Source organism: Campylobacter concisus, from assembly GCF_015230035.1.
GTDB classification, from domain to species: Bacteria; Campylobacterota; Campylobacteria; order Campylobacterales; family Campylobacteraceae; genus Campylobacter_A; species Campylobacter_A concisus_BK.
Map to the genome: position 1 here is coordinate 22,632 of NZ_JAAKZD010000005.1, position 25,810 is coordinate 48,441.

General features: G+C 34.8%; 28 protein-coding genes. 2 read left to right on the forward strand and 26 right to left on the reverse strand.

Translation table 11 applies throughout. The features are described from left to right. Positions 1 to 3: 3 nt before the first annotated feature. From rfbF to G6W41_RS04395, 26 genes are all read right to left on the reverse strand, one after another. Complete coding sequence (gene rfbF / locus G6W41_RS04270) at positions 4 to 780, reverse strand: glucose-1-phosphate cytidylyltransferase (protein ID WP_194170721.1); 777 nt, start codon at positions 778 to 780, stop codon at positions 4 to 6. A gap of 19 nt (positions 781 to 799) precedes the next feature. Then, positions 800 to 1,531, reverse strand: coding sequence for a LicD family protein (locus G6W41_RS04275; RefSeq protein ID WP_194170722.1), 732 nt, complete (start codon positions 1,529 to 1,531; stop codon positions 800 to 802). After that, positions 1,521 to 2,153, reverse strand: a complete 633-nt coding sequence (locus G6W41_RS04280; protein ID WP_194170723.1) for a class I SAM-dependent methyltransferase — start codon at positions 2,151 to 2,153, stop codon at positions 1,521 to 1,523. Before G6W41_RS04280 ends, G6W41_RS04275 begins: the two co-directional genes overlap by 11 nt. A 5-nt stretch (positions 2,154 to 2,158) precedes the next feature. Next, positions 2,159 to 3,670: a lipopolysaccharide biosynthesis protein gene (locus tag G6W41_RS04285; protein WP_194170724.1), complete on the reverse strand. Its 1,512-nt coding sequence runs from the start codon at positions 3,668 to 3,670 to the stop codon at positions 2,159 to 2,161. Then, positions 3,652 to 5,424: an LIC12162 family transferase gene (locus G6W41_RS04290; RefSeq protein ID WP_194170725.1), complete on the reverse strand. Its 1,773-nt coding sequence runs from the start codon at positions 5,422 to 5,424 to the stop codon at positions 3,652 to 3,654. Before G6W41_RS04290 ends, G6W41_RS04285 begins: the two co-directional genes overlap by 19 nt. After that, on the reverse strand, positions 5,414 to 5,959 hold the full coding sequence (locus G6W41_RS04295; RefSeq protein ID WP_194170726.1) for an acyltransferase: 546 nt from the start codon (positions 5,957 to 5,959) through the stop codon (positions 5,414 to 5,416). The genes G6W41_RS04290 and G6W41_RS04295 overlap by 11 nt, the downstream gene beginning before the upstream one ends. Next, a complete protein-coding gene (locus tag G6W41_RS04300; protein ID WP_021087998.1) occupies positions 5,956 to 6,921 on the reverse strand; it encodes a radical SAM/SPASM domain-containing protein in 966 nt (321 codons plus the stop codon). The genes G6W41_RS04295 and G6W41_RS04300 overlap by 4 nt, the downstream gene beginning before the upstream one ends. 1 nt (position 6,922) lies before the next feature. After that, the gene (locus G6W41_RS04305; protein WP_194170727.1) at positions 6,923 to 7,981 is read right to left on the reverse strand and encodes an N-acetylneuraminate synthase family protein; all 1,059 of its coding nucleotides are present in this window, start codon (positions 7,979 to 7,981) and stop codon (positions 6,923 to 6,925) included. A gap of 1 nt (position 7,982) precedes the next feature. Continuing rightward, the gene (locus G6W41_RS04310; RefSeq protein ID WP_194170728.1) at positions 7,983 to 8,657 is read right to left on the reverse strand and encodes a cytidylyltransferase domain-containing protein; all 675 of its coding nucleotides are present in this window, start codon (positions 8,655 to 8,657) and stop codon (positions 7,983 to 7,985) included. Then, entirely contained in the window at positions 8,654 to 10,222 is a 1,569-nt protein-coding gene (locus tag G6W41_RS04315) for a cytidylyltransferase domain-containing protein (RefSeq protein WP_194170729.1), read from the reverse strand. The genes G6W41_RS04310 and G6W41_RS04315 overlap by 4 nt, the downstream gene beginning before the upstream one ends. Then, the gene (locus tag G6W41_RS04320) at positions 10,222 to 11,403 is read right to left on the reverse strand and encodes a DegT/DnrJ/EryC1/StrS family aminotransferase (RefSeq protein WP_021088010.1); all 1,182 of its coding nucleotides are present in this window, start codon (positions 11,401 to 11,403) and stop codon (positions 10,222 to 10,224) included. Before G6W41_RS04320 ends, G6W41_RS04315 begins: the two co-directional genes overlap by 1 nt. A 74-nt stretch (positions 11,404 to 11,477) precedes the next feature. Further along, on the reverse strand, positions 11,478 to 12,113 hold the full coding sequence (locus G6W41_RS04325) for a class I SAM-dependent DNA methyltransferase (RefSeq protein ID WP_021088026.1): 636 nt from the start codon (positions 12,111 to 12,113) through the stop codon (positions 11,478 to 11,480). Then, the gene (locus G6W41_RS04330) at positions 12,113 to 13,189 is read right to left on the reverse strand and encodes an iron-containing alcohol dehydrogenase family protein (protein ID WP_194170730.1); all 1,077 of its coding nucleotides are present in this window, start codon (positions 13,187 to 13,189) and stop codon (positions 12,113 to 12,115) included. Before G6W41_RS04330 ends, G6W41_RS04325 begins: the two co-directional genes overlap by 1 nt. Positions 13,190 to 13,194: 5 nt before the next feature. Then, complete coding sequence (gene argS / locus G6W41_RS04335) at positions 13,195 to 14,778, reverse strand: arginine--tRNA ligase (RefSeq protein ID WP_194170731.1); 1,584 nt, start codon at positions 14,776 to 14,778, stop codon at positions 13,195 to 13,197. A 9-nt stretch (positions 14,779 to 14,787) separates the two neighbouring features. Next, positions 14,788 to 15,009 (reverse strand): twin-arginine translocase TatA/TatE family subunit, encoded by a 222-nt coding sequence (gene tatA / locus G6W41_RS04340; protein ID WP_002941241.1) that lies wholly within the window; start codon positions 15,007 to 15,009, stop codon positions 14,788 to 14,790. A 51-nt stretch (positions 15,010 to 15,060) separates the two neighbouring features. Continuing rightward, complete coding sequence (gene gmk / locus G6W41_RS04345) at positions 15,061 to 15,672, reverse strand: guanylate kinase (protein WP_009294763.1); 612 nt, start codon at positions 15,670 to 15,672, stop codon at positions 15,061 to 15,063. Further along, a complete protein-coding gene (locus tag G6W41_RS04350) occupies positions 15,673 to 17,229 on the reverse strand; it encodes a Highly acidic protein (RefSeq protein WP_194170732.1) in 1,557 nt (518 codons plus the stop codon). Between the two features lie 56 nt (positions 17,230 to 17,285). Then, positions 17,286 to 18,047, reverse strand: a complete 762-nt coding sequence (fliR, locus tag G6W41_RS04355; protein ID WP_107964795.1) for a flagellar biosynthetic protein FliR — start codon at positions 18,045 to 18,047, stop codon at positions 17,286 to 17,288. A gap of 90 nt (positions 18,048 to 18,137) precedes the next feature. Further along, the gene (locus tag G6W41_RS04360) at positions 18,138 to 18,782 is read right to left on the reverse strand and encodes an ABC transporter ATP-binding protein (protein WP_002941236.1); all 645 of its coding nucleotides are present in this window, start codon (positions 18,780 to 18,782) and stop codon (positions 18,138 to 18,140) included. After that, a complete protein-coding gene (gene tsf, locus G6W41_RS04365) occupies positions 18,782 to 19,846 on the reverse strand; it encodes a translation elongation factor Ts (RefSeq protein WP_194170733.1) in 1,065 nt (354 codons plus the stop codon). Before tsf ends, G6W41_RS04360 begins: the two co-directional genes overlap by 1 nt. Continuing rightward, positions 19,846 to 20,634 (reverse strand): 30S ribosomal protein S2, encoded by a 789-nt coding sequence (gene rpsB, locus G6W41_RS04370; protein WP_002941277.1) that lies wholly within the window; start codon positions 20,632 to 20,634, stop codon positions 19,846 to 19,848. The genes tsf and rpsB overlap by 1 nt, the downstream gene beginning before the upstream one ends. 190 nt (positions 20,635 to 20,824) lie before the next feature. Then, positions 20,825 to 21,964, reverse strand: coding sequence for a beta-aspartyl-peptidase (gene iadA, locus G6W41_RS04375; protein ID WP_194170734.1), 1,140 nt, complete (start codon positions 21,962 to 21,964; stop codon positions 20,825 to 20,827). Positions 21,965 to 21,974: 10 nt separating this feature from the next. Continuing rightward, positions 21,975 to 22,184: an acetyltransferase gene (locus G6W41_RS04380; RefSeq protein WP_194170735.1), complete on the reverse strand. Its 210-nt coding sequence runs from the start codon at positions 22,182 to 22,184 to the stop codon at positions 21,975 to 21,977. Then, positions 22,174 to 22,893 carry a polyphenol oxidase family protein gene (locus G6W41_RS04385; protein ID WP_194170736.1) on the reverse strand — a complete coding sequence of 240 codons (720 nt, stop codon included), beginning with the start codon at positions 22,891 to 22,893 and terminating at the stop codon, positions 22,174 to 22,176. The genes G6W41_RS04380 and G6W41_RS04385 overlap by 11 nt, the downstream gene beginning before the upstream one ends. Before the next feature lie 10 nt (positions 22,894 to 22,903). Further along, positions 22,904 to 23,518, reverse strand: a complete 615-nt coding sequence (locus G6W41_RS04390; protein WP_194170737.1) for a riboflavin synthase — start codon at positions 23,516 to 23,518, stop codon at positions 22,904 to 22,906. Between the two features lie 102 nt (positions 23,519 to 23,620). After that, positions 23,621 to 24,529, reverse strand: a complete 909-nt coding sequence (locus G6W41_RS04395; RefSeq protein ID WP_194170738.1) for an AraC family transcriptional regulator — start codon at positions 24,527 to 24,529, stop codon at positions 23,621 to 23,623. Positions 24,530 to 24,643: 114 nt separating this feature from the next. Here G6W41_RS04395 and G6W41_RS10115 point away from each other — a divergent pair, with 114 nt between their 5' ends. Together G6W41_RS10115 and G6W41_RS04400 are read left to right on the forward strand one after the other, a co-directional pair. Next, a complete protein-coding gene (locus G6W41_RS10115) occupies positions 24,644 to 24,814 on the forward strand; it encodes a hypothetical protein (RefSeq protein WP_242039900.1) in 171 nt (56 codons plus the stop codon). 72 nt (positions 24,815 to 24,886) lie between these two features. Continuing rightward, complete coding sequence (locus tag G6W41_RS04400; RefSeq protein WP_430733015.1) at positions 24,887 to 25,774, forward strand: alpha/beta hydrolase; 888 nt, start codon at positions 24,887 to 24,889, stop codon at positions 25,772 to 25,774. Positions 25,775 to 25,810: the final 36 nt, after the last annotated feature.

The following is a 25,810-nucleotide window of genomic DNA, read 5'->3' on the forward strand; positions in this document are numbered from 1 at the left end:
TTTTTATTCCCAAATTTTCCATTCAGCTTTATTTTCTCGCCACATTTCATTTAGTTTATTTTTATCTCTTAGCGTATCCATTGGCATCCAAAAACCATGATGTTTGTAAGTAAAAATCTCTCCATCTCGAGCAAGTCTCATGAGTGGCTCTTGCTCAAAAACAGTACTTTCATCGTCATCTATATAATCAAACACCTCAGGCTCACAAACAAAAAAACCTGCATTTATCCAACTGCCATCACCTTTTGGCTTTTCTTTAAATTGTAGCACTTGATCTTGATCTGAAATTTCTAAAGCGCCAAATCTTCCATCTGGCTGCGCTGAAGTCATTGTTACTATTTTTTTATGAGATGAGTGAAATTTTAAAAGGTCGTCTATTTTTATATTAGCTACACCATCTCCATATGTTAGCATAAAAGCATTATCTCCTACGATTTTTTTAGCTTTTTTGATTCTAGCCCCAGTCATACTATTTAAACCTGTGTCTAGTAGAGTAACTCTCCATGGTTCGCTAGTGTTATTTAATATCTCCATTTTACCACTAGCTATGTCAATAGTTATATCACTTCTATGTAAAAAATAATTTGCAAAAAATTCTTTTATATAGTAGCCCTTATAGCCCAATAAAATTACAAAATCATTAAACCCGTAGTGGCTATAAATTTTCATAATATGCCAAAGGATAGGCTTACCACCAATTTCAACCATGGGTTTTGGTCTAGCGTCTGTTTCTTCGCTTAGCCTAGTCCCAAACCCACCAGCAAGTAACAAAACTTTCATAAATAAAATCCTTTTCTAATTACATGTTTATTAAATTATTCGCCTCATTGTACCAAACATAATTTTTTTTTGGGACTCTCCAATCTTTACCATACGTCATTTCTAAACATTTTTCAGAATCTATTGGAACAGGAACAACTTCATCTAAAAAAACAATGTTTTTAAATTTCATTAAATTTATATCATAGCTATATCCAGTATAGTAAAAGCTTTTTATAGCATTTTCATAGATTTTTTTTCTAGTATTTTTTTTGATGAATGGCTTTATTAACTTTGTTACTTTTATTAATAAAAATTTTAGTAAATCTTTTATGTTTTTAATCTCAAGGTCAATAACAATATTATTATCAAGTGAATGCATAATCATTGCGATAAAATTTAAGAATTTATTTTTTAGATTTGTTTTTTTGGGAACGACCCATCTAACTGAAGCAACATTATCTTTTACATCATAAAAACTAATATCTACTTTTTTAGAACCGTTTGTAAAATGCAAACAATCCATCTCACCTAGAATAATTTCTTGTTTAAAACCACTATCTTTAAAAAGTTTTTCTATGTCTTCCGTTTTTACTTTTTTTTTCCAAACAGCGAAATCTATATCATGATCCCATGGTAAAATCATATTATCTCTTATTATGCCCAATAAAGTACCATGACAAACCCAATACTCACACTTAATACTACGTAGAAGCTGATTTACTTTTTTAAATAAAATTTCATCTTCACCATATGAATAATCATTTTTCAAGTATTATCCTCATCAAAACAGGATTATCATTCTTATAAATGGATAAGTTATTTTTTTCTGTAAAATATCTTAGCTTAAAGCCAAGTTTCAAAGTATGTTTCAAAAAAACATCCGAATTAATAAACCGTCTATTATGATCAGTAAAGAATGTATCGTCTCCCATGTTACATCCAACACCGTATAATGGATCCTTTGTTGTTCTTACCTCTATACAAAATAACCCATTTTGCCTAAGATTATCATATACTTTTTTTACTATTTTTTCTTCTTCTGTCTTTGTGATGGCATGCATCGTAAATCTAGAATAAAATACATCTATATCACCATATTTAGAATAATCATCGGTTACAAAATTAGCTACTTTAATAGTTAAATTATCTTTTAAAGAATCGTCCTCCTTGCTTTCTATTACAATATCGCTTTGATCAATTGCTATAACATTATGCTTTTTAGCAGCGAAAAAAATAGAATCTCTACAATTTCCAGAACCTAATTCAATAATATTCAACTTTTTATCTTTGAAAAATTCTTCTTGACAAAAACTAGCAAAAGTACTTTGTTGTTTTATAACACTATCTCCAGTATGTTGCTTATAAAATTCATCCCAATAACTCTTATCCATACTTTTTATCCTTTTAATTTTATATAAACAAATCCCACTATCTTCTTTAAAAGCATTTTCACATCTTCTGGCTTCATAGCAAAAACCTGTGGAAAAGTGATTGTTCCTATTATACATAAACAAATATAAAAAATGCCACAAGCAATGAAATTTATAACGATATTATCGAAAATAGCTATATATCCTGATAAAATACCAAACAAAACAAAAAACAAAAGTGAATAAATTTGATGTTTAATAAAAAATAATATTTTTATGTTTAAGTCTTTGGTGGCAAAAAAAAACATTACATTTGCACTTATCGCTTGTAGTAATACCATCTTAACTACTAAACCTGTTGCACCTAAATTTAAAAAATATATCACTATTACGCTAATTACAGATCCAATAGGCATAAAAAACAAAGCTATATTTCTATTTAATTTTGTTTGCAAAGTGGCATGACAATAACCTCCTATTATCTGACTATAAGTTTGGTGAAGCGGGTAAAAAGCCATCAAAGACAATGCCAGCCAAGCACCTTTAAAGTCATCATTTATAAAAATAGCAAGTATTGCATCGGAATGAAAAGATACAAAAACGCTAAAGAAAGTAGCTATAGAGTAAAGCATAGGCACATACCTTACAATTAAAAATCTCAATCTCTCATAATTTTTTACTGCATATTCTTTAGAAAACTCTCTTATAATAATCTGAGTCATTGAACTAGTAAATATAAGTGCAACAGAAACAAGACCATATACAAGACCATAAAACCCACTTTGAATACTCCCTGATACTTTTTGCAAAAGCCAAATATCAAAGACTGCTGCACAAGTAGTAACAATAGTATAAAAAAACAGTGGGTGACAAAAAGAATAAAATTCTTTAAAAAGATCTTTTAACTCTTTTAAATTTAAGCCATATATATCTCTAAAAATTCTTATTTTATAAAAAAATAAAATGAGAATAAAAATAAATGAAATATAAAAAATAAAATTATATAAATAAAATAATTTTAAATCGAAAGAAAGTTTATATACAAAAAAAATAAGCAATAAAAGCATTGAAATTTTATGAACTATCTTAACAAATTCAACACCAACAGTAATAGCATATGCATCTGAAATTTTGATAAAAACTTGACTTAACCACAAAAGAAAAGAGTATAAAAAACCTATCAATATAAAGTTTTGAGGCACATTTGGCATAAAATGCTCATTTAGTTCTAATAAATTTAGCGCATAAATAAAAAGGATAGAAAAAATAAATATACATAATATGTAAATAGAATAAAATACAAACAATGATTTTCTAGAATTATTTGCACTAAGCTTTACAAAAAAGGCACTTGACGTGCCAATATCCAAAAATCCCATCATTTGATTAAAGAAATTTTGTAAATACATGAAAAGCCCATACGACATTGGCCCCAAAGCTTTTGGAACAATAAAAACTATTGCCATATTAACAAATGCACTAATTATATTTGAAAAAAGCTTAGCTAGATATCTTTTTTTTAAGCTTTGTTCGCGCATCCTCTCTCCAAAAGCATATCAAATTCTTTAATCCACTCTTCTACCCAGTTTGATGATGTTCTAAAATATTTATGCAAAAACAAATTTTTAGCATTTTGAACTTCTTTGGTATTCCACCATACCTCTATTTTTTCATAATTCTTATTTATAAAGTCAGCGCATTCTTCGGCACCTATGAATAAAATTTTGGCATCTATAAGATCACTGATATATGGTTTTACTTCTTCCCTAAATGAGTACACTCCTTTGGCAATAAAAATAAGTGTTGGTTTATTTAAAGATAATGATTCAAGATAGCCTGTGTGCATATGGTCAAACACATTGAGTCTTGATGAAGATATTTGTTTATAATAATTTGTTTTTGTATCAAAAAATAACTTTTTTCCACACTCTAAAAGTCTATTTTTAACATTCCACCCATAATCTCCATGATAGGTTCTAATATTCAATAAACTGCCATATTTTAATTTATTCAAAAAAACTTTTGTATTTTCAATATATTGCAACATTTTAGCACCATCTTCTATATATGCAATGCAATGTAAATATCTCGGCATGCAAGTCATTACTAAAACTATCTTATTATTGTGAACCCGTCTTGGCAGCGGCTGCTGCGGTAAAATACCGCAAGATGCTCCCTGTTTTTTCCAACCATATGTATAGTAAATATCACAAAATTTACTTTCTATTTCTTCTTGAATATCTATTTTATCTATACCAAAATCACCTCCATGCTGTCCATATGCCACTACAATATCTTTTCTATATTTAGCACAAAAAAATCTAAAAAATTCGTTATGATACAATGCATTCGCGCTATATACTACTTTAGAGGGTTGTAGCTTTAACCCATCTATCTTTTTGTCAAAATCTTTATAAGCCTCTAAATATATAATGGGAAAATTTTGTTTAAAAGAATAAAATAAAAAATTCTTAAACTCGTCTGTAAAATTAACATTGCGAAAAAGCTCTTTTCTAATGCTTAAATTTGGTTGCACATCCATAGAAATAGGATAGTTCATATTGTCAAAAACTATCCTAAATTTAGAATAAATAAACAATTTTAGACAATGCCTAATAGCATGAAATTTAAAATATGGACTTACTATTACTACTTTTTTGTTAAAATTTAGTCTATTCAAAACACTAGAAACTACTCCTAATGCCTTTTTAATTAGTGGTTTTTTATTACCAATTTCTATTTTTGTTTGTATTCTTGGATGATTTATACTTATTACATTACTCTTTAACTTTAAAAATTTAACAACTTGCGAATAAAGCTGAAGATTAAAATAATCATCACTATGTGCATGCTCAAAAAAATCATTTGTAGTCGCAGTAAAATTAAAATCATCTTCGCTCAAAATATTTGTATATAAATCTTTATGTTCCATATATACCATTTTAATATGCATATATCTATCATAAATCGTTAATATATAATATTGTAGCCATGGCAATAATAGACCTTGCCAATATTTTATTGAATAATTTACACCATGATAATCATTGAGCAACTCAGCAAGTTTTTCAACAATCTCTTCAAAAATATCAATGCAATATTTTAAAGCACGATCAATCTCTCCCTTATCGCTCCAAATATATTTAAAAATCTGATAATTTAATTTCTCGTAGTATTTTTTTTTATCAAAAAGTCTGCAATGTTCTCCTAAAAACAATAGATTATCTGCACTAGCATCCCATGTATCCTCTAAAGCAGTTGTACACAAAAAAACACTCTTATCACTCATCATCAAATCTCATCTTGATAAAATGAGCGGGAACCCCCCCCCATATACTATACTCAATATCTATACTTTTCGTAACTACAGAATTTGATGCTATTATAACTCCTTTTGCTATCTCCACCTTTCTAGCACCAGAGTTTATGACGCTTCCAAATCCTATCCACACATCATCATTAATAATAAGTTCATTTGTTTCATTTTTTTGTAGATTCATGGGTATATATCTATCTTTAAAGCCATGATTTGATGTCATTATATTGCAATTTGAAGCTATCATCACATCATTTCCTATCTTCAAATTCGATAGAGATTGAATTATACAATTTCCGTTTATACTAACATTATCGCCTATACTCAAATTTTTAGGATAATAAAAAAATGTTCCAGTATGCGCTCTAAAATTTTTACCTAACTTTCTAGCAAAAATTTCAACATATATCCATCTTAATTTATCTCCAATAATTGTTGGAGATAATGCAATTATCTCCAATATAAAGTTACAATATAAAAATATAAGTATTTTTTTAAAAATTTTTATCACTCACCAATCCTTTGGCAAATAGAACAATTTCTTAGACTATCATCCAATATACCTTGTCTAATATTATTCATTTTTTTACTATTGAATGCATCTTTTATAGAAATAATCTTTATGTTGCCTATTGGTATGTTTCTACCAAAAAAATTACAGCAAGGCAATATATCACCATTCGACAAAATAGCCACTCTAGCAAACGGGGAAAAACAATTCCATTTCTTGTGCATAGAAAAATCAAATTCGCCATTGATATCTATATTGTAATTATCAAAAACCTGTATATCTATAAAGTCTACTTTATCTCTCCAAAATTCTATAAATTTCTTCTTTTCATCTCTATTCTTTTTCATATCTACAAAAGAAACTCTAGTTATTGGGAGTATACTTTTTCTAAGAGATCTTTCCGCTAAAAATTTTTCTAATGAACTTTTAACTAAAGACATGCCTTTGCCTCTAATGTCATTGTATGTATTTTCATAAAATGCATCTAGCGATACAAAAAGATTAACTAGCCCACTATCAAAAATATCATCTATATATTTTCCTAGCATTAACCCATTTGTAATAATCCTTGTATCTACAATACCATTATCAGTTGCATATTTAATCATTTTAAAAACGTCTTTATTTAATAGTGGCTCAGCAAAAGCACCAAGATTTATAGACCTTAAACCATTGTTTTTTCCTTCATCAATAGCTTTCTTAAATAAATCAAAACTTAATTTGGAATTTGTATTTACTTTATAATTTATATTTGGATGTTTTTTGGTATTTCTTGGACACATTATACAAGACTGGTTACAACTATCTTGCATTTCAAAATCTATATGTAATGGAAAATCTGGAAAGTTATTATAACTAATACTATTCCATTCCTTCCTGTAACTAATATATTTTTCACCTAGTTCATTACTTAAAATATTATTTAAGTCTTTTTCTGTGTATCTTGAAATATTATCTTGCATTCTACTCCACCATATTCCATTTTAAAATATCGTCTTCACTTATATTACAAAATGCTCTTCTGCCTACAATATCATCTATAAATTTGGGACTTACCCCCATTGCTGGTCTTTTAAAGGTGAGATCATCTCTTTTTATAATATCACCTTTTTTAATATCTTTTGATGCTACCAAGCTTCTTCTAGCATTATCTCTAGCTAGTTTTTCATCATCAAGCGCACTAACTTCAAATTTTCCCAAAATTTTAAAAGTTTCTTCTATATCTTTTTTAAATTTAGTTAAATCATTTTTATCCATTGCGTGATAATGATCATTTCCAGTCAAAGTCTTATCATGAGTAAAATGCTTTTCAATAATAGTAGCCCCAAGCAAAATTGCGTTTTTACAAATTTGCATATCTTTTGGCAATGTATGATCACTATAGCCTATAATTTTGTCAGGAAATGCTCTTTTTAGCCCAAGTATCATACCCAAATTTGCATTTTCATCAGGAGTTGGGTAATTGAGCACACAATGAAGCAGAGCCAAAGTATTGCCTGCTCTTTCTATCCAGCTAACCGACTCTTGTATTTCGTATAAAAAACTAGCGCCAGTTGATAGTATTATTGGTTTTTTAAAGTTGCATATAAATTCTATAAAAGGCTTATTTGTTATGTCGCTAGATGAAATTTTAAAAACATCCATCAGATCATTTAAAAATTTAGCGCTCTCAATATCAAATGGGGTACTAAGAAATTCTATACCAACTTTATCACAATGGCTTTTAAGCTCTTCCATCTCTTTTTTCCAAAATTTATCATGTTTACAAAAAAGTTCATATTGGCTAGTCATAGGCTCCTTTCTAGTATCCCAATAAGCAGGAGAATTTTTGGAAGCTATCGTATTTGCTTTATATGTTTGAAATTTAATCGCAACAGCACCGCCTTCGCACGCCTCCTCAATCAACCTTTTTGCAATTTGCATACTTCCTTCATGATTAACACCAGCTTCAGCTATTATAAAAGGCTTATATAGCTTTGGTTCATAGGGATTTATGCTATTCATAAAATCTATAAGTTTCATTTTATTCTCCAAAAATTTTAACTAGGTCTAAAGAATTAACATTGATATCAAAATCTTTCATTGCTAACTTATAATAGTCGTCAAGCGTATCTATATCAAATTTTAGATCTGGTCTTTTTAAAATTTCATCATTAGGATCAAATGTTTTTATTATATACTTTTCTTGATTGTCCCAGATATACGATAATGCATGTTCTTTATGCTCAGCTAATGTAACTTTATGAAAAATATCAGAAAAAAGCTCCGAAGATATTATTTCTGCACCAAGACCATCTGGGTATAAATTACCTCTTGGTATATGATTGTAAGCGTAGTCGCAATCGTTATTTTTATAAAATTTGATTAGATTATCTATCTCTGCTGGATCTATCAGTGGATTATCTGCACAGATTCTAACAAAATGTGTAGATAGGGTGCCTTTAAGAGCATCATAAAATCTTTTTAAAACATTACTTTCATCACCCCTAAAAATTTTTACATCTAAGCCTTTTAGATATTTTTCTAAAATATCATTTTCCTTAGTATCAGGTATAGCAACGATAATCTCATCTAAAGACGATCTTTGAACTCTCTTTACAACCCACTCTATTACTGGGTGTCCATTTAAATTTAACATCATTTTACATGGTAATCTTTTAGATCCTATTCTAGCTTGAATAACACCAGTTGTTTTCATAGCAGCTCCAAGATTTTAGAAATAACTTTATTCTTGTTGGATCTGAAATCATATTTTTTGATATTATTAAACAAAAGCTCCCTATAATCTATATCTTCAACCAATTTTTTAAATTTTTCTTCTAGTTTTATGGCTGTTTTTTTATCAAAAATACCAAGATTGATAAAACCGTTTTGAAGGGATGTAAATGTATGAGTAGCCTCTCTCTCATGATGAGATATAACAATAGTTGGAATATGCATATCTGCTAGTTCATACGCAGTTCTACCATTTGATGAAATAGCGATCTGACACTCTTCCATTATTTTTGACATAGCAACACTATTAATAAATAAAAAAATATTTTTATATTTACAATTTGCAATAAAATCTTTCAACTCTTCTTCGTAAGCATATGCACTTCCACAAACTATATTTATTTTTAATTCATATTGCATACATATTTTCAATATAGACTTTAATGCCTTTAGTGTTAAATTATTTGGATCACTACCACCAAAAGACAATAAAATACTATTTACATTTTTAAAATTATCATTTCGCTTTGCATCATCAAATTCATCTCTTAATAGTGTATATTTATGCCCCCAAAAATAGTTTTTTCCATCTTTTTGTGGAATTTCAAATAATTCATTAAACACCAAATCAACATATCGTGAACTTTCGCTTATATCTTCAAAACTTACAATTTTTACATTGGCATTCTTAAGACTATGAATATACATTTCATCATTATTAAGGCAATCATTTATAACAAGATCTGGTTTTAAATCAAGAATTGTTTTTAGCACATTACTTGACGAAAAAACTTTATGGTATTTAGAAGCAATATTATTGACAGCAAAGTTATATTTTTCATCACAAACAAAAATTATCTCATGGTCGTTTATTTCTTTTGCTATAGTTAACGACCTATAAATATGCCCCATTCCAATACGAGAATCCCCTATAACATTAAACACTATACGTTTTCTTCTTAAAATTTTCTCACATACCCACCAATCTTGATAGCTTTCGATCTCTATACATTTTTCACTATCTAGAATATACGGCTTAAAATCTTTTAGCGCGAGGTTTTTTTTTGAAAATATATAAAACGCCTTTAACTCCCCATAAGAAACATCTCTTTCGATAGGTTTTAGTGTATCATTCTCCATAAAAAAGATATTTTTATTGTTAGATTTAACTGACATTAAAATTTTTAAACTGTCTCTTTTAAAAGTAGCATAAGCATCTTTTAAAATTTCACTATCGACAAGTGGAGTGTTCGATCTATAAAGAAAAATATTATCTTCTTTATATGACTTTACAATGGAATATATTATTTCTAAAATATTCTCAGAATTTAAGCGCAGGTCTTTGTCTTTATAAAAATTAATACCATTTCTATCACATATTAAAGAAATTTCTTCAGAGTCGGTAACTACTAAAATCTTATTTGTGATATCCAGTGCTGTATTTATAGCTCTTTGAAAAAGAGTCACTCCATTTAGCTTTCTAACTAATTGATCTGGAATAACAGCATTTTTTTTAATTGCAGGAATTACTAAAAGTAAATTATCCATTAAAGTCCTAATTCTACTGCTACTTCTTTTGTTGATTTTATCATATAAGAAAAATCATCATCACTCATCCAATGATGAAACGGAAAAGAGATCATGTTATCAAAAAAAGTATCAGAATTTGGACAATTTGCATTGCCAAATCCTAGCTTTCTATATAAAGGATAACGGTTTAGTGGACAGTATTGAACAACGCATTTTATGCCCTTTTCATATACCAATCGCTCCATCATTTGATCTCTCTTATTGTCTTTAATATATGCAACCAGCAGATGATAATTATGGCTCTCATTGTCTACTCTATGAAAAACAATACTTCTAAATTCCTTTAAACTATCTATAAAATCTACAGCTCTTTTTCTCTTAAACTCATTCATCTGATCAAGCCTATCAAGCAGTTTTGTTCCCAATGCACATTCTACTTCACCTAAACAATAGTTATTTGGCATCAAATCTATACCATTTAAATTTGGGATATCAACATTACCCATTGCTGGTTTCCAGTATTCTTTTCTTTCACCTTCAAAAGCACAATGTCCGTTATGCCTCAACATTGGAATTATATCGGCATATTTTTTATCCTTAACTGCTATAATCCCGCCTTCTCCAAGTGTTGTAATATTTTTATGTGAATGAAATGAAAAAATACTAAAGTCACCAAAAGTTCCGGCTTTTTTACCATGTGTTTCGGTCCCCATTGCTTGGGCAACATCTTCAATTAATAAAATATTATTTTCTTTTGCAAACTTGGCAATTTCTTCAATATCTGGGATCATAAAACCATAGAGATGAACGACAACGATTACTTTAGTATTTTTAGTAACACATTTTTTTATATTTTTTAAATTTACAACTCTAGTATCTAGGTCTATATCACACCAAACAACTTTTGCTCCCTTTTTGACAAAAGGATAAACACTGGAAGTAAAGGTATGAGACGGAGCAATAATTTCATCATTTTCTTTAAACAAACAAAGCTGAGCAGCCAATTCAAGAGCAGCGGTAGCATTACAAACACTAAATGCAAAATCATTTCCATTATACTCACAAAATGCTTTCTCGAATTTATCCCTATATATTCCTTGAGTTAGTGGATCTGCATCTTGCATAGTTTCCAAAACAACATTCAACTCTTCTTTGGTATACTTGTGACCAGTTCCACTAAAATTTATTTTAAATTCCATAATATTGTCTCAACTTTCTATATCGCATACTCTATATAAAAATATTTATAGAAGTAAATATCATTAAAGCAAAATCAAAAATATTGTTTTGATTTAGCAAAAACAATTACAGACTTTTGCACACTAAGGCTAACATGTTCTACAATTTCAAAATAATATCTTATACTATCCAACAATTCGGATTCACTTTTGACAAATCCTATTGGATCATTTGGCAAATATAGGCTTATCATAAAATAATCACTGACTTCAGATATCTCTTTTAGCAATTTTTTATAATTTGAAAAATAAGAAAAAGCCTCGCTTGAAAACACCAAGTCTAATTTACCCCCCCCCTTGCAAATGCCTCTTGTTAATATCAAATCAGAAAAAGCTCCTATATTATTTATGTCACACACAACAAAATCAATATCGTTAAACCTTTCTTTTGCAACATCTATGGCAGTTTGAGATATATCTATGCCCAAGCAAGTATTGTTTTTTTTCTTTAAAATATGTGTTAGAGCCCCTTTACCACAGCCAATATCTACTATAGTATTAAAATTATACTGATTTAAAATTTCTAAACATATCTTACGCTGTAATTGCCTACTATCATCTTGATGCCATGAATCAAATTTCTCAATAGACTCATGTGCATACATATTTTCAAAATCACCTATAAAAGTGCGCTTTTCTACATCAAAAACATACTTATGATACTTTGCCATTACATTTTCCTAAATATTTCTTTTACTTTTTCAAAAGTCAAAATATTTTTAAATCGATCCCCTAAGGCATTATTTAATGGCTTTTCATGAATTATAGTTGATGCATAAAGCTTTTTGTATATATCTTCAGAAACACTACTGGCAATTCCTCTAGGGATACTAACATTTTGTTTTTTTGCCATCATCCAAAATTCTTCCAATTCATTTGGATAAAATTCATCCATTGCAGTCATTGCGATACAGTTTCCAATACAATGATGCGTATCAAAAACAACGCTAAGACCAGCAGAAAATGGATGAACTAATCCGACATAACTGTTTGCTATCGCACATCCACCAAGGTATGAAGCAGCCATTAATTTTTCCCTATTTTCATCACTCATCATATCTTTACTTAAAAATATTTCTCTACATAAATTTATGGCTTGATGAGAAAAGGCATCGCCTATTGCATTACGATAACTACCATTTAGTGATTCAATACAGTGTAAATAAGTATCCATTCCGGTATAAAAATACTGATCTCTTGGTACACTTTTTGTTAAATCAGGATCTAAAATAAGTTGATCATATATGGTAAAATCACTATTCATTCCAAGCTTTAAACCATTTTCAGGATTTGTCATAACACAAGTTCTACTAGCTTCAGCCCCAGTGCCAGAAATTGTTGGTATACCTATCTTATAAACAGCTTGATTTTTTACTAAATCCCATCCCTGGTAGTCTTCGGCATTTCCTGGATTTTTTAATAAATTTGCTATTGCTTTTCCAGTATCAAGAGTGCAACCACCACCCAATGATACAATCGCTTTTGGATTTATTTTATTTTTTACAAGCAAATTATCTCTTAAAAGATTAATACCTTTAGTTTTAGGCTCATCCTTTGTCTGAACAAAGAAAATTTCATCTTTATTTGTTATAGGCAAATTTTCTAAAATTTGATTACCTTTAAAATATTCATCAATAAAATACACAACATAATTATCACCTTCGGTTCTAGTGTCCAAAATTGACTTCAGATTAGAAATAGATCCTTTGCCAAATATATATCTTAAAACATTTTTTGAATTATTCATGCTGGTTACATCCTATCTTTAGCTGTGATTCCCATTATATTAAACGCTGTTTTTATCGAGACAGCAACGACCGCAAAGACTTTCAACAAACTATCTTCGTTTTCGTTTCCAACCACGCGGTTTTCATTATAAAATTTGTGAAAGCTAGCAGCCAGCGACTTTAGATAGTCTGGTATTTTTTGAAGCTGCCTTGAAGCAAAAGCATCCTCTAAAATTTCAGGCAATATAAGCGCTTCAAAAAGTAAATTTTTAGCATTTTCATCTAGGCACTCAAAGTCCGCATTTATCACGTCACTAACGCTTTTTCCAGCCTTTGCAAAAATTTGATTTATCCTAGCGTGAGCGTAGTTTATATAAAAAATAGGGTTTGAGCTATCCTCTTTTTTAAGCTCATCCACGTCAAATTCCAAACTACTCGTGTTTGCTTTGCTTATAAAGATAAATCTAAGCGCCTCAGCACCGATCTCGCTCGCGATATCACTCATCAGCACAGCATTGCCAGCGCGCTTGCTCATCTTGTATGGCTTACCATCTTTTAGCAGGCTAACCATCTGCATAAGTATCACTTCAAGCCTATTTTCGTCGTATCCAAGAAAATTTATCGCAGCCTTTAGCCTTGCGATATATCCGTGGTGATCTGCACCCCAAATGTTTATATAGTGATCAAAATTTCTTTCAAATTTAGCGTTATGGTAGATGATATCGCCAGCTAAATATGTCGGTCTGCCGTCATTTCTAACCACAACCCTATCGTTATCGTCGCCAAGCGTGGTAGAAGCGATATAGGTAGCGCCCTCTTTTTCATACATTTGATTTGAGCGTTTTAGCTTCTCTATAGTTGGCTCCAGGCGGTCGTAAAGTGCTTTTTCGCTGGCCCAGCTCTCTATAAAAATGCCAACATCAGCCAAGTCTTTTTTGATGATCTCAAGCACGATATCCTTGCCAAACTCGGCAAGCTCAAGATTTCTGCTCTCATCATAAAAAATTTCCTTGCCAAATTTCTCATTTGCAAGCTTAGCAATATCTAAAATATAATCCCCGCGGTAGTATTTCTCTGGATAAACGACGCTTTCGTTAAAAAGCTGCTCTTTAGCTGCAAGTGATATCGAAGTGCCAAGCAGATCTATTTGATTGCCCGCATCGTTTATGTAGTATTCTGTTGAGATAGCGTAGCCAAGTCTTTTGCCAAGTCTTGCTAAAGTATCGCCATAAACTGCGCCTCTAACGTGTCCGATGTGAAGCGGCCCAGTCGGATTTGCGCTGATGTATTCTATTAAATAGCTGTCTTTTTTCACATCTTCTTTTGCAAAATTTTCACTATCTAGCAAAATTTGCTTTGAAATTTCATCTAAAAATTCGCTCTTAAGCTTGAAATTTAAGTAGCCATTTACCGCGCTAGCTTCCACTATCTTGCTATCACTAAATTTATCAGCAAACTCGCTAGCTATTATAGCCGGCGACTTTCTTAGCTCTTTTGCGAGGCTAAAAAGTGGCGTCGCATAGTGGGCTAAATTTTTATCCTTTGGCTTTTCAAGCACAAATTCTCGCTCTAAAACCTTTGAAATTTCTGCTTTTACTTTATCTTTCAACTCTAAAACCTACGCGTTTTTAGTTGTTTCTTCTATCTTTTGACTAGTAGCACTCTCTTCTTTATGCTCGACTTTCTCGCTCTTTTCAGGGGTTGTGTCCTCCATCTCAGCCTTAAAAGTCTTTATGCCCTTACCTAGTCCTTTCGCAAGCTCTGGGATCTTCTTTGCTCCAAAAAGTAATACAATGATCGCTAAAACGATCAACCAGTGGCCAATACTAAAAGAACCCATCTTTTCTCCTTATCAAATTTTCTCAAAATATTATCATAAATTCCTGAATTTCTAACAATCTATCCACTCGTCGATGACATTTCTTAAGTTAATCTTAGCACTTTTTAACCTCATCGCTCGAAGGATTGATTTTAGCCCTTTATAACTCTTTTCTATATCATCATTTACTAAAAAATAATCATACTCTAAAATGTGCTCCATCTCACCAACTGCGTTCATTAGGCGATTTTCTATCGTCTCGTCGCTATCTGTTCCGCGGTTTTTCAAGCGCCTTTTTAGCTCTTTTTTATTCGCAGTTGTTATAAAAACTGAAGTGATGTAGCTTTTAAATTTCTCAAGTGCGATGTGAAAGCCCTGCACATCGATGTCAAATATCACTATCTTACCAGCTTCAAGTGCTGCTAAAACTGGCTTTAAGCTCGTACCATAGTAGTTTTTATGCACCTGCGCCCACTCTAAAAACTCGCCTTTTTCTATGCCGCTTTTAAATTCATCTTCTTTTATAAAATAATAATCCACCCCATCAACTTCGCCTTCTCTTTTGGCTCTTGTTGTGCTTGATATAGAAAAATATAGGTCTTTCTCTTCCTTTAAAAGACGGCCTAAAAGCGTGCTTTTGCCGCTTCCACTAGGTCCCGAAACTACTAAAATTTGTCCTTGCAACTACTTTTCCTCGAAACTTATATTTATCTTAATATTCATATCTTTTAGCACATCTCTTAGCGAGCTCTCATTTAGCGACTCGTGGACGTGTTTTGTGATCTTTTTAGTTAGCTCTTCTTTGTAGTCTTCTTTTGCATCATTTTTTGAGCTTGTTTGAGGCATATCTTTTAGTCCAAATGCTGCTAACATCGTGTTTTCATCTATATCATCTATCGATGCCGCGTCAAAATTTAACTCACTTGATGTCGCGTCTTTGCTCTCTTCTTGCGCGTTTTCTTCTTGAGCATTTTCTTCTTCGAAAGTTTCATCCGCAAGGCCTAGATCTTCTTTAGCTTCTGGCTCGCTAACATATTCTAGCTCTTCTACTGGCATCTCACTAGAAGCGTTTTTGCTATCACTAGACTCTAAATTTTCTAGCTCTTCACTTGAAATTTCATCCAGAGCCTCTTCTTCTATATCCTCTTCTGCTTTTTCATCATCTACTTGAATTTGCTCTTCATCAGCCTCAGAGATCTCATCTAAATTCTCATCATTTTTATGCTCATCTTCTAAATTTATCTCATTTTCAAGGCTATCCTCATCATCAAATTTAGCTAGCTCGTCTATATTTAGCTCTTCTTGCTCTAAATTTTGAACATCTAGCTCAGTATCGTCTAAATTTTTATTTTCTTCGTCAGCCTCTTCACTATTTAGCTCTTCATCAAGCGAATCGATCTCACTAAGCTCAAATTTACTCTGATCTATCTCATCAAGCTCGCTACCCGCGTTCTCTTCATCAACCAAGCCTGCAACGTCATTTTGGCTAATAATATCATCTAAATTTTTATTTAGCTCTTCATCTGCTTCAGACTCTTCTGGCATATTTTCTATCTCATCGACAAGTGCGCTAAGCTCTGCTAGATCGCCATCTTTGCTCTCTTCGCTCTCATTTGCATCACTTATCGCTTCGCTAGTCTCTTCATCCACGCTCTCATCAGCAAGGTCTTCGCTAGCAAGCTCTTGCAGGTCCTCAAGCTCTTCTAAAGACTCCACATCGCTAGCTTCATTTTCCTCTTGCAAGTCACTCTCGTTAATCTCCTCACTTGGGCTATCTATGCCACTTTCTAAAAGCTCTTTATCAAGATCTGCAAAATTTTCTAAATTTGTATCTATATCAGGCAGCTTAAACCCTGACATCTCGTCAAAATTTATAGCCTCGTCACTAAAATCACCAAAGTCGCTTTCGCCCTGCTCACTAGCATTTTGCTCGGTAGCTGGCTCATCTTTTGGGATATTTTGCTCAAAAACACTTATAAATTCAGTTGGTAAAAATGGTTTTTCAAGCATCAAAGTAGCAAATTCTGGTTTGCTCTCGCCACGACTTGCTAGATACATCACCTTTTTATCTGTAGCTAGCTCGCTACCATCCACGTCACTGTCGATTATGATAAAGTCAAACTGAGCATCGTCAAATCCATTTAGATCCTCAAATTCGCTATATTCGGTGCCGATTTTATTCAGACTTAAAGTTATCAGACGTGAAACTGCTGGATTTTTATTTATTAGAGCAACTTTCATCATCCCTCCTTGTAATAGTAAAAGCCTATTCTATGATAAATTTCATTGCTATTTTCTTAAAAAAACAGAGCCGGCAGATCATTTATCACTTTTAAAAGTAGGTCGCTCATGATCTTCATAATGCCTGCTAAAATGGCTATCAAAACAGAAAATCCGATCGTCACCTTGATAGGGTAGCCGATGACTAGTAGGTTAAACTGCGGCATCGTCTTCATGAGCATGCCAAAGATAGAGTCTGAAAGCAAAGAGAGGGCGATGATGGGAAATGACATGATAAAGCCAAACATAAACAAATTTGTAAATAAATTTATCGCATAGCTCATGATGCCAGGGCGTGGATAAAAATCGCCAAGCGGCACAACAGCAAGCGAGCTAGCGTAAAACTGAAGGAGCAAATGGTGACCATCAAATGCCAAAAATGTAAGTAGCGCGATGAAATTTATAAGGTTTGCGATGACTGGAGAGTTTGTGCCAGTTTGCGGATCAAGCACCGACGCCATCGAAAAGCCCATGACCATCGAGATTTGCTCGCCTGCCATTTGAAGCGTGGCAAAGATGATGGTTAGCATAAGTCCGGCACTTAGTCCCAGCATGACCTCGCCTAAGATCTCGCCGATTAAGAAATTTATAGAGTTTGCATGAGCTTTTGAGATGGGAAATAGCACGACGCAAAGGACAAAAACTAAAAGCGTTTTTACGCTAAGAGGAATTTGATTGTGCGAATAAAATGGAAAAAAAACGATGAGACCGCTTAGACGTGCAAACAAAAGCATAAAAACTATTGTCTTATCAGCTCCAAAAAATTCTACTAGTTCCATTTTGCTCTTTTAAATTTTTTGCTAATTTTACAAAATTTTACTTTGTTTTTTAAATTTAAGCGGTAGTTTTTAGAAATTTGAAGCTAAATTTTAAGAAATTTGCACAAGCTCTTTGTTCTCAAGCTTGTATGAATTGTCACATTTTGCGGCTAGGTCGTTGTCGTGAGTAACTAGCACAAGTGCAGCGTTATTTTCATTTATATAGTCAAATAAAACTTGCATCACTTCATTTGCTGTTTGCTTATCAAGGTTGCCTGTTGGCTCGTCTGCAAAGATGATCTTTGGCTTTTTGGTAAGCACTCTAGCGATACTCACACGCTGCTGTTGACCGCCACTTAGCTCGCCAACTTTTTGATTTATCACACTTGAAATTTTAAGCGCTTCAAGATCATTTTTTTCTATATTTTCGCCAGATAAGATGCTTGCAAGCTCGATATTTTCATAAGCACTAAAACCTTTAAAAAGATAGTGCGACTGAAAAATGATACCAAAATGAAGCCTTCTAATGGCCAAAAGCTCGTTTTGAGAAAGCTCATAGATCGATCTATCTTGGTAGATGACCTCGCCAAAATTTGGCTTTAAAAGTGTTGAAAGTATGTGTAAAAGAGTTGATTTGCCACAACCGCTAACACCGGTTATCGCAATACTTTGTTTTTGATTGAGAGTTAAATTTATATTATTAAAGAGCGTATAATCATACGCAAAGCCTAGATTAGACGCTCTTAAAATTTCCATTAGCCTATTTGAGCAGCAACTTCTGCAGCAAAGTCATCTACTTTTTTCTCTAAGCCTTCGCCAAGCTCGAAACGAACGTATTTTACGATCTCGATCTTGCCACCAAGCTCTTTGCTCTTCTCTTCGATAACTTGTTCGATAGTCTTTTTATCGTCCATTACATAAAACTGACCTAAAAGTGTGAGGCGTTGGTCAAGCACTGTGTTATCAGCGTAAAATCTCTCGATCTTACCAGGGATAATCTTGTCCCAAATTTTCTCAGGTTTGCCCTCAGCTTTTAGCTCTTCTTCAATCGCTTTTGTAGCTTTTGCAAGCTCAGCCTCACCTATCTGGCAGCGGCTAGCATACTCAGGGATGTGGTGAAGTGGTTTGCCTAGGCGTTTTAGCTCTTCATTATCTTTTTCAAGTTCAGCGCGAAGTGCGATAAATTCTTTCTCAACAAAATCTTTATCAAGGTCTTTGTAGCTTATAACGCTTGGCTTCATAGCAGCTGCGTGCATACATAAATTTCTTATAAATTCAGCTGCCTTGTTTGCGACTTCAGCACTTTCGCAAGCTGCACCAATAAGTACGCCAACGCGGCCATTTGAGTGAACGTAGCCATTTACCACGCCCTTATCATCAGCGCTAATAGTCTCAAAGCGGCGAACTACAAGGTTTTCGCCGATAGTTGCGATCTGAGTTTTGAAGTATTCTTCAAATTTAACACCATTTAAAGTGCTTGTATTTAGCTCTTCAACTGTTTTTATGCCACTTGATTGGATGTGAGCTGTTGTATCTTTTGCAAGCGCTTGAAACTGTGGGTTTCTAGCAACGAAGTCGGTCTCAGAGTTGATCTCGCTGATAGTTGCTTTTTTGCATTTTGAGCAAACTTCAACACTTACTAGGCCCTCGCTTGCAAGGCGGTCAGCCTTTTTAGCAGCTTGGCCTAGGCCTTTTTCACGAAGGATGTCAACAGCTTTTTCCATGTCGCCATTTGCTTCGCCAAGTGCCTTTTTACAGTCCATCATGCCAGCTCCGGTTGATTCGCGGAGCTCTTTTACCATTTGTGCAGTTATTTCCATTACTCTTCGTCCTCGCCAAAGTCTTCTTCGCTCATAGCCTCAGCTACAACTGCGTCTTTCTCATCTTGGCTTACTTCTTCGCCAGCAGCTTGCTCGCCACCATCTTGCTCAAGAAGTGATTTACCTTCATTGATCGCCTCAGCCATCTCTTGGCAGAAAAGCTGAACAGAGCGGATCGCGTCGTCGTTTCCTGGGATAGGATAATCAACAACGTCAGGATCACAGTTTGTATCGATCGGTGCTACAACTGGGATTTTTAGGCGGTTTGCCTCTTGAACGGCGATCTTTTCTTTAACTGTATCAACAACAAATATCATATCAGGTAGGCTTTTCATATTGCGGATACCACCAAGAGTTGCGATAAGCTTCTCTTTTTTGCGGCGAAGCATCAAAGCCTCTTTTTTAGTTAGTAAATTTATCGAGCCATCTTCTTCCATAGTCTCGATAACTTCTAGTTTGCGGATAGACTGGCGGATAGTACCGAAGTTTGTCATCATACCACCTAACCAGCGGTGATTTACATAAGGCATTCCACATTTTTCAGCGTACTCTTTTATAGCGTCGATAGCTTGTTTTTTAGTACCGACAAATAGTACTGACTTACCTTCAGCAGCTGCGTCACGAACGATGTTGTAAGTGTAGCGGAAGTAGCGGATAGTCTTTTGTAGATCTATAATATAGATACCTTTTCTCTCACCAAAGATAAATTTTTTCATCTTTGGGTTCCAGCGGCGTGTTTGGTGACCAAAATGTACGCCACACTCTAATAAATCTCTCATAGTTACCATGAGTTTCTCCTTGTTTTAGGCATTTTGCCTTGAATTTAGTTTTATCCTCCACGACCATTAATGCTTTCGCACAACCAAATTTAGGATTGTCGTGTGTGAAATAAAGCTTGGATTATATTGAAACTTGGCTTTATTGAAGCTAAATTTAAAGATTTCTTTAGCTACAAATAAAGCTCAAATTTCCATAAATTTACTCGAAAAAGCCTTTTTTTACGGCCTTTTCATCCTTAACGCAAAACTCGCCTTTTGCGATCACGTCATATAAATTTAGCTCCTCGTCAAAGACGCAAAGATCAGCGTCGTTGCCGACTTTTATCTCGCCTTTTTGGTTTAAATTTAGATATCTCGCCACGTTTTTGCTCATCAAAGCCAAAGTGTCTTCTATCTTTAAAATTTTATTTCTTACCAAAGCTTGCAATACCTCTAAATTTGACGCACATGACGCGCAGCCATATCCGATAAGCTCGCCATTTTCGTTAAATTTAGGCACGCTGCCGTTTCCGTCTGAGCTCATCGTTAGGCGCTCTAAATTTAGACCATTTTCAAGGCCGTAAGCCACCACCTCATGAAGCGGAGCAAATTTACTTCCGCCGCTTGTGATATCGACGTTTCCGCCCATTTTTTGAAATTTCAAAGCCTCGTTAAACAAGTCTTTCGTCCTAGCGCAGTGCGTCGGCGAGAAGTAATGAACTGGGAATTCGTAGTCTTTTATCACCTTAAAGACGTTGTCAAATTTCTCACTCAGCCCTCCCATGTGCATGTGAAGCACGCCGCCTTTTTTAGAGACCATGCCACCTATGCGTATCTTGCTTAGAATTTTGATGAGCTCCTCTTTTGAGACGTAGCTGCCGCGGTTATCGGTCAGCGCGATCTTTACGCCGATAACTTTGTCGATTAGTATGAGGTCTTTTGCGATGTCACCGGTAAATGTCACACAGGGGCTTGCGTATGAGCCGGTGTGGATGAAGGTCGAGATGCCCTCAAACTCGAGCGCTTTTGCTTTGGAGTAGAGATTTTCCAGGCTTCTAGTCACACCATCTGTCCCCAAAACGCCAACAAGCGTCGTTGTGCCGTATTTTACGATCTGGCTAAGCGTGATCTCAGGCGTTCTTGAGTGATATCCAGCCTCGCCGCCACCACCCGTGATATGCACGTGCTGATCGATCAGACCTGGAGCTAAAACCTTGCCCTTTAGGTCGTAAATTTCTAGCCCTTCTACGCTAAAGCTTATCCCCTCGCCGATGGCTAAAATTTTACCGCCACCTACCAAAACATCGCACTTGCCAAGAAATTTTGGCGTGTATAGATTAGCATTTTTAAGCAAAAGCATATTTTCTCCTTTATTTGCTAAGTTGAACTTTCTCTTCTATCTCCATCAGTTTTATAAAAATTTGCTCGATATTTTCCCTATCCGCGGCACTTAGCTCCATCTTTTTTGAGCTAAGTAGTATCTGTACAAACTCTTCATTCATAAGCTGCTCAAAGCCCAAATTTCTAGCGTTTTGAGCTATTTTTGCCGCTAGTGGATTTTTAAAGCTCTCATATCCCATTTTTATCCTTAAATTTCACTGCAAATCCGCAAAATCTACCGCACACGCCATCTCTTCGGTATGAAAAATATCTATCGTCGCAGTGCGTGCAGACTTCGCTAAAGTTTAAATTTTTAACCCCAAGTGCGCTAAATTCATCTCTCAAGGCTGCGTTCATATCAAAATTTCTACCTATCTTATATGCGTTAAATTCTCCAAGGTCAAGCTCGCCCACCTCGTAGCAGCCGCCTTTTATATTTGCTCCGACAAAGACGCTGATGTCGCCCGCTCTTGAGCCAAATTTCTCGCCCATAAGCTTAACTGCTTTTGTACAAATTTTTAGCATCACGCCGGCTCTTCCTGTATGAGCCACGCAGATAGCGCCCTGCCTCTCATCTATCATCACGACTGGCGAGCAGTCAGCCACCAAGACGCATATGCCTACATCACTTAAATTTGTGATCACAGCGTCGCACTCTGGCAGCTCGTCTTTTTCATCTTCAAGGACAAAAACCTTGTCCGAGTGGATCTGCTTCATAAATTTAAGCTGCCTAACGCCTAAATTTCTAGCCAAAATTTCTCTATTTTTTATGACGTCTCTTGGCTCATCGCCCACGTGATCGCCTAAATTTAGCGAGCTAAATTTAGCTTCACTCACGCCGCCAAGCCTGTTTGTAAAACCAGCCATGATGCCATTTTTATCAAAAACGATATCTAAATTTTCACGCATCTTCGCTCGCTTAGTAGAGGCTTGAAATTCTCTCGACATCGTCCCAGCTAAGGCCGTCATTTTGCTTAGCTTCAAGCATCCTAGCCACGTAGCGAGCCAGCAGGTCGCTCTCGATATTTACGCGTCTGCCGACCTTGAAAGTGCCAAAAAGACTATCTCTAAACGTGATCGGTATGATGGTTAGCCTTATGCCCTTTGGCAAAATTTCATTTATCGTAAGGCTCACGCCCTCAACGCCCACCGAGCCCTTGTTTGCCATAAGAGCCATCGCCTCTCGCGGCAGGTCTATGTAAAAATCAACGCCATTTTCATGCTTTTTTATAGCCGAGATCACGCCGATAAAGTCGATGTGTCCTTGCATCAAATGCCCATCTACGCGCTCTCCAAGCTTCATCGCTGGCTCGATATGCACCAAGCCACTTAAATTTTCAACCGCGACATTTGCCCTGCTCTCTGCGCTTAGCTCCACGCTAAAGCCATCATCATATAGTTTTATGACACTTAAGCAAGCGCCGTTTACTGCGATGCTATCGCCTAAATTTGGGCGAAATTTAGCCTTTAGTCGTAAAACATTTTGCGAGTAGCTAATGACCTCGGCAAGCTCCCTGATTAAGCCATTAAACATATTTTGCCTTTAAATTTTTTAAGGATTTTACTAAATTTTGCCTAAATTTGGCGCATGGATAGATTTGCTAGTTTTGTGAAATTTAAGCCGCACTACACAAATTTATGACGCCACGCCAGAGCGTAAAATTTCGCTGTGAATTTTAGGCGGCATGCCAAACATCCTTGCGTATTCGCGGCTAAACTGCGACGCGCTCTCGTATCCCACGTCAAATGCCGCCTGCGCAACGCCGATATTTTTATTTACGAGCAGATTTTTAGCCTCTTCAAGGCGGATCTTTTTTTGAAAGGCTACTGGGCTTAGCGAAGTTACGATTTTAAAGTTATGATATAGCGAAGACTCGCTCATATCGCACTCTCTAGCGACATCTTTCATGCTTAATTTTTGCGAAAACTCGTTTTTTATCTTTGCTACGGCTCGTGAAATTTTATTTGAAACGCTGTCTTGCATCGCAAATTTACTTAAAAAATAGCCACTTTTATCGTTTGTTGCGAGCATGTAAAGTATCTCTTTTTTAGCAAGGTCTGAGAGAAATTTGATCTTATCTTTTGGCTTTTCTAGCAGCCAAACAAACCTCAAAACAGGCTCTAATATCTCATCCGTTAGCTCACCAAAAAATATGCCTTTTTCGCTTTTTTGCAAGCTCTGCTCTTTTACATCCACGCCCTTTAGCACTTCATAGACCTCATCTAGGCTAAATTTAATGCAAAGCGAGATGTAGGGCTTCTCTTTTGAAGCGTCTGTTAGGCTTACATTTAACGGCACATGAGTAGAAGCTAGCGCGTAGGTTCGCTCGTCATATCCATACATCTCATCACCAAAGCCTATCGCCTTTGCTCCTTGCAGTATTATGCACAAAGACGGCTCATAAACCGTGCTGATAAAATCATGCGTTTTATCGCTGATATAAAAGTCAAGCGAGCCAATGTCGCTTTGCGTAGATCCAACTATGCCGTATCTATCTAATAAAAACTCTTTTGTCTGCTCTTTTAGCAAATTTATATCAGCCATTTTCGCGCTCCCCAAGTCAAATTTTGCAAGATTATACAATTTTTTAGAAATTTTGCAGGATTAGGCATGGAATTTAGAGGATCTTTCTAACGTAAAATTTATGATACAGATATAATGCATCACAACAAAACTATATTTGAGACAAGCAAAAACCAAAGCTCGCCAAAATATCAAAAATATATGTTGGCACTTGTAGCGTCAAGTTTTATTTTAGGAGGAAATGCAATGGCTAACACAAACGTAGCAAAATCACCGCTAGAAGCGGTATCTATGGTAAGCGAGTGAGACAAAGTTTCCGCTAAAAGCGATAAGGTAGATCACAAGAAAGTTAAATTTAAAAATCGCTACGGTGTTGAGATAGTAGGCGATCTTTATACGCCTAAAAATTTGCATGGCAAAGCAGCTGCGATCGCAGTTAGCGGACCTTTTGGCGCTGTCAAAGAGCAATCAAGCGGCCTTTACGCCCAAACTTTAGCCGAGCGCGGCTTTATCACGCTTGCCTTTGATCCAAGCTACACTGGAGAGAGCGGCGGCGAGCCAAGAAATTTAGCAAGCCCAGAGATAAACACTGATGATTTTAGCGCGGCGGTGGATTTTCTAGGCACCCAGAGTAATATAGACCGAGATAAAATCGGCATTTTAGGAATTTGCGGCTTTGGCGGTTTTGCTTTAAACGCAGCTCTTGCTGATCCTCGCATAAAGGCGGTTGCAACCAGCACGATGTATGATATGACGCGAGTGATGGCAAAAGGCTACAACGATAGCGTGGGCACCGATGAGAGATATGAAACCAAAAAGAAGCTAGCCGAGCAACGCTGGCTCGATCTCCAAGATGGCAAACCAGCATATACTGGTGCGATAAACGTTGATCCAAAAAAGATAGACGCGAGCACGCCGCAGTTTGTCGCTCAGTATGCGGACTATTACCGCACGCCACGCGGCTATCACAAACGCTCTGTAAATTCAAACAGCGGTGAGAGCGGCTGGATAGTTACAAATCCTATCTCGTTTATAAATATGCCAATCCTTGCCTACGCAAGCGAGATGAGGACTCCAACTCTTATCGTGGCTGGCGAGAAAGCGCACTCAAGATACTTTAGCGAGGATGCCTTTAAATCTCTTGGCAACAAAAATAAAGAGCTAGTTATCGTCCCTGGCGCCGTGCACACAGACCTATATGACAATAAAAATAACAAGATACCATACGATAAATTTGAGGAATTTTTCAAAGCAAATTTGAAATAAACCGCTGCCCCTGCACCTTGCAGGGGAAATTTAAAA

Bases quoted from the DNA above. Each gene is read 5' to 3' on its own strand.
- rfbF (WP_194170721.1), bottom strand. From the start codon at position 780: ATGAAAGTTTTGTTACTTGCTGGTGGGTTTGGGACTAGGCTAAGCGAA.
- G6W41_RS04280 (WP_194170723.1), bottom strand. From the start codon at position 2,153: ATGGATAAGAGTTATTGGGATGAATTTTATAAGCAACATACTGGAGAT.
- G6W41_RS04285 (WP_194170724.1), bottom strand. From the start codon at position 3,670: ATGCGCGAACAAAGCTTAAAAAAAAGATATCTAGCTAAGCTTTTTTCA.
- G6W41_RS04290 (WP_194170725.1), bottom strand. From the start codon at position 5,424: ATGATGAGTGATAAGAGTGTTTTTTTGTGTACAACTGCTTTAGAGGAT.
- G6W41_RS04300 (WP_021087998.1), bottom strand. From the start codon at position 6,921: ATGCAAGATAATATTTCAAGATACACAGAAAAAGACTTAAATAATATT.
- G6W41_RS04305 (WP_194170727.1), bottom strand. From the start codon at position 7,981: ATGAAACTTATAGATTTTATGAATAGCATAAATCCCTATGAACCAAAG.
- G6W41_RS04310 (WP_194170728.1), bottom strand. From the start codon at position 8,657: ATGAAAACAACTGGTGTTATTCAAGCTAGAATAGGATCTAAAAGATTA.
- G6W41_RS04315 (WP_194170729.1), bottom strand. From the start codon at position 10,222: ATGGATAATTTACTTTTAGTAATTCCTGCAATTAAAAAAAATGCTGTT.
- G6W41_RS04320 (WP_021088010.1), bottom strand. From the start codon at position 11,403: ATGGAATTTAAAATAAATTTTAGTGGAACTGGTCACAAGTATACCAAA.
- G6W41_RS04325 (WP_021088026.1), bottom strand. From the start codon at position 12,113: ATGGCAAAGTATCATAAGTATGTTTTTGATGTAGAAAAGCGCACTTTT.
- G6W41_RS04330 (WP_194170730.1), bottom strand. From the start codon at position 13,189: ATGAATAATTCAAAAAATGTTTTAAGATATATATTTGGCAAAGGATCT.
- tatA (WP_002941241.1), bottom strand. From the start codon at position 15,009: ATGGGTTCTTTTAGTATTGGCCACTGGTTGATCGTTTTAGCGATCATT.
- G6W41_RS04350 (WP_194170732.1), bottom strand. From the start codon at position 17,229: ATGAAAGTTGCTCTAATAAATAAAAATCCAGCAGTTTCACGTCTGATA.
- fliR (WP_107964795.1), bottom strand. From the start codon at position 18,047: ATGGAACTAGTAGAATTTTTTGGAGCTGATAAGACAATAGTTTTTATG.
- G6W41_RS04360 (WP_002941236.1), bottom strand. From the start codon at position 18,782: ATGGAAATTTTAAGAGCGTCTAATCTAGGCTTTGCGTATGATTATACG.
- tsf (WP_194170733.1), bottom strand. From the start codon at position 19,846: ATGGAAATAACTGCACAAATGGTAAAAGAGCTCCGCGAATCAACCGGA.
- rpsB (WP_002941277.1), bottom strand. From the start codon at position 20,634: ATGGTAACTATGAGAGATTTATTAGAGTGTGGCGTACATTTTGGTCAC.
- iadA (WP_194170734.1), bottom strand. From the start codon at position 21,964: ATGCTTTTGCTTAAAAATGCTAATCTATACACGCCAAAATTTCTTGGC.
- G6W41_RS04380 (WP_194170735.1), bottom strand. From the start codon at position 22,184: ATGGGATATGAGAGCTTTAAAAATCCACTAGCGGCAAAAATAGCTCAA.
- G6W41_RS04385 (WP_194170736.1), bottom strand. From the start codon at position 22,893: ATGCGTGAAAATTTAGATATCGTTTTTGATAAAAATGGCATCATGGCT.
- G6W41_RS04390 (WP_194170737.1), bottom strand. From the start codon at position 23,518: ATGTTTAATGGCTTAATCAGGGAGCTTGCCGAGGTCATTAGCTACTCG.
- G6W41_RS04395 (WP_194170738.1), bottom strand. From the start codon at position 24,529: ATGGCTGATATAAATTTGCTAAAAGAGCAGACAAAAGAGTTTTTATTA.
- G6W41_RS10115 (WP_242039900.1), top strand. From the start codon at position 24,644: ATGCATCACAACAAAACTATATTTGAGACAAGCAAAAACCAAAGCTCG.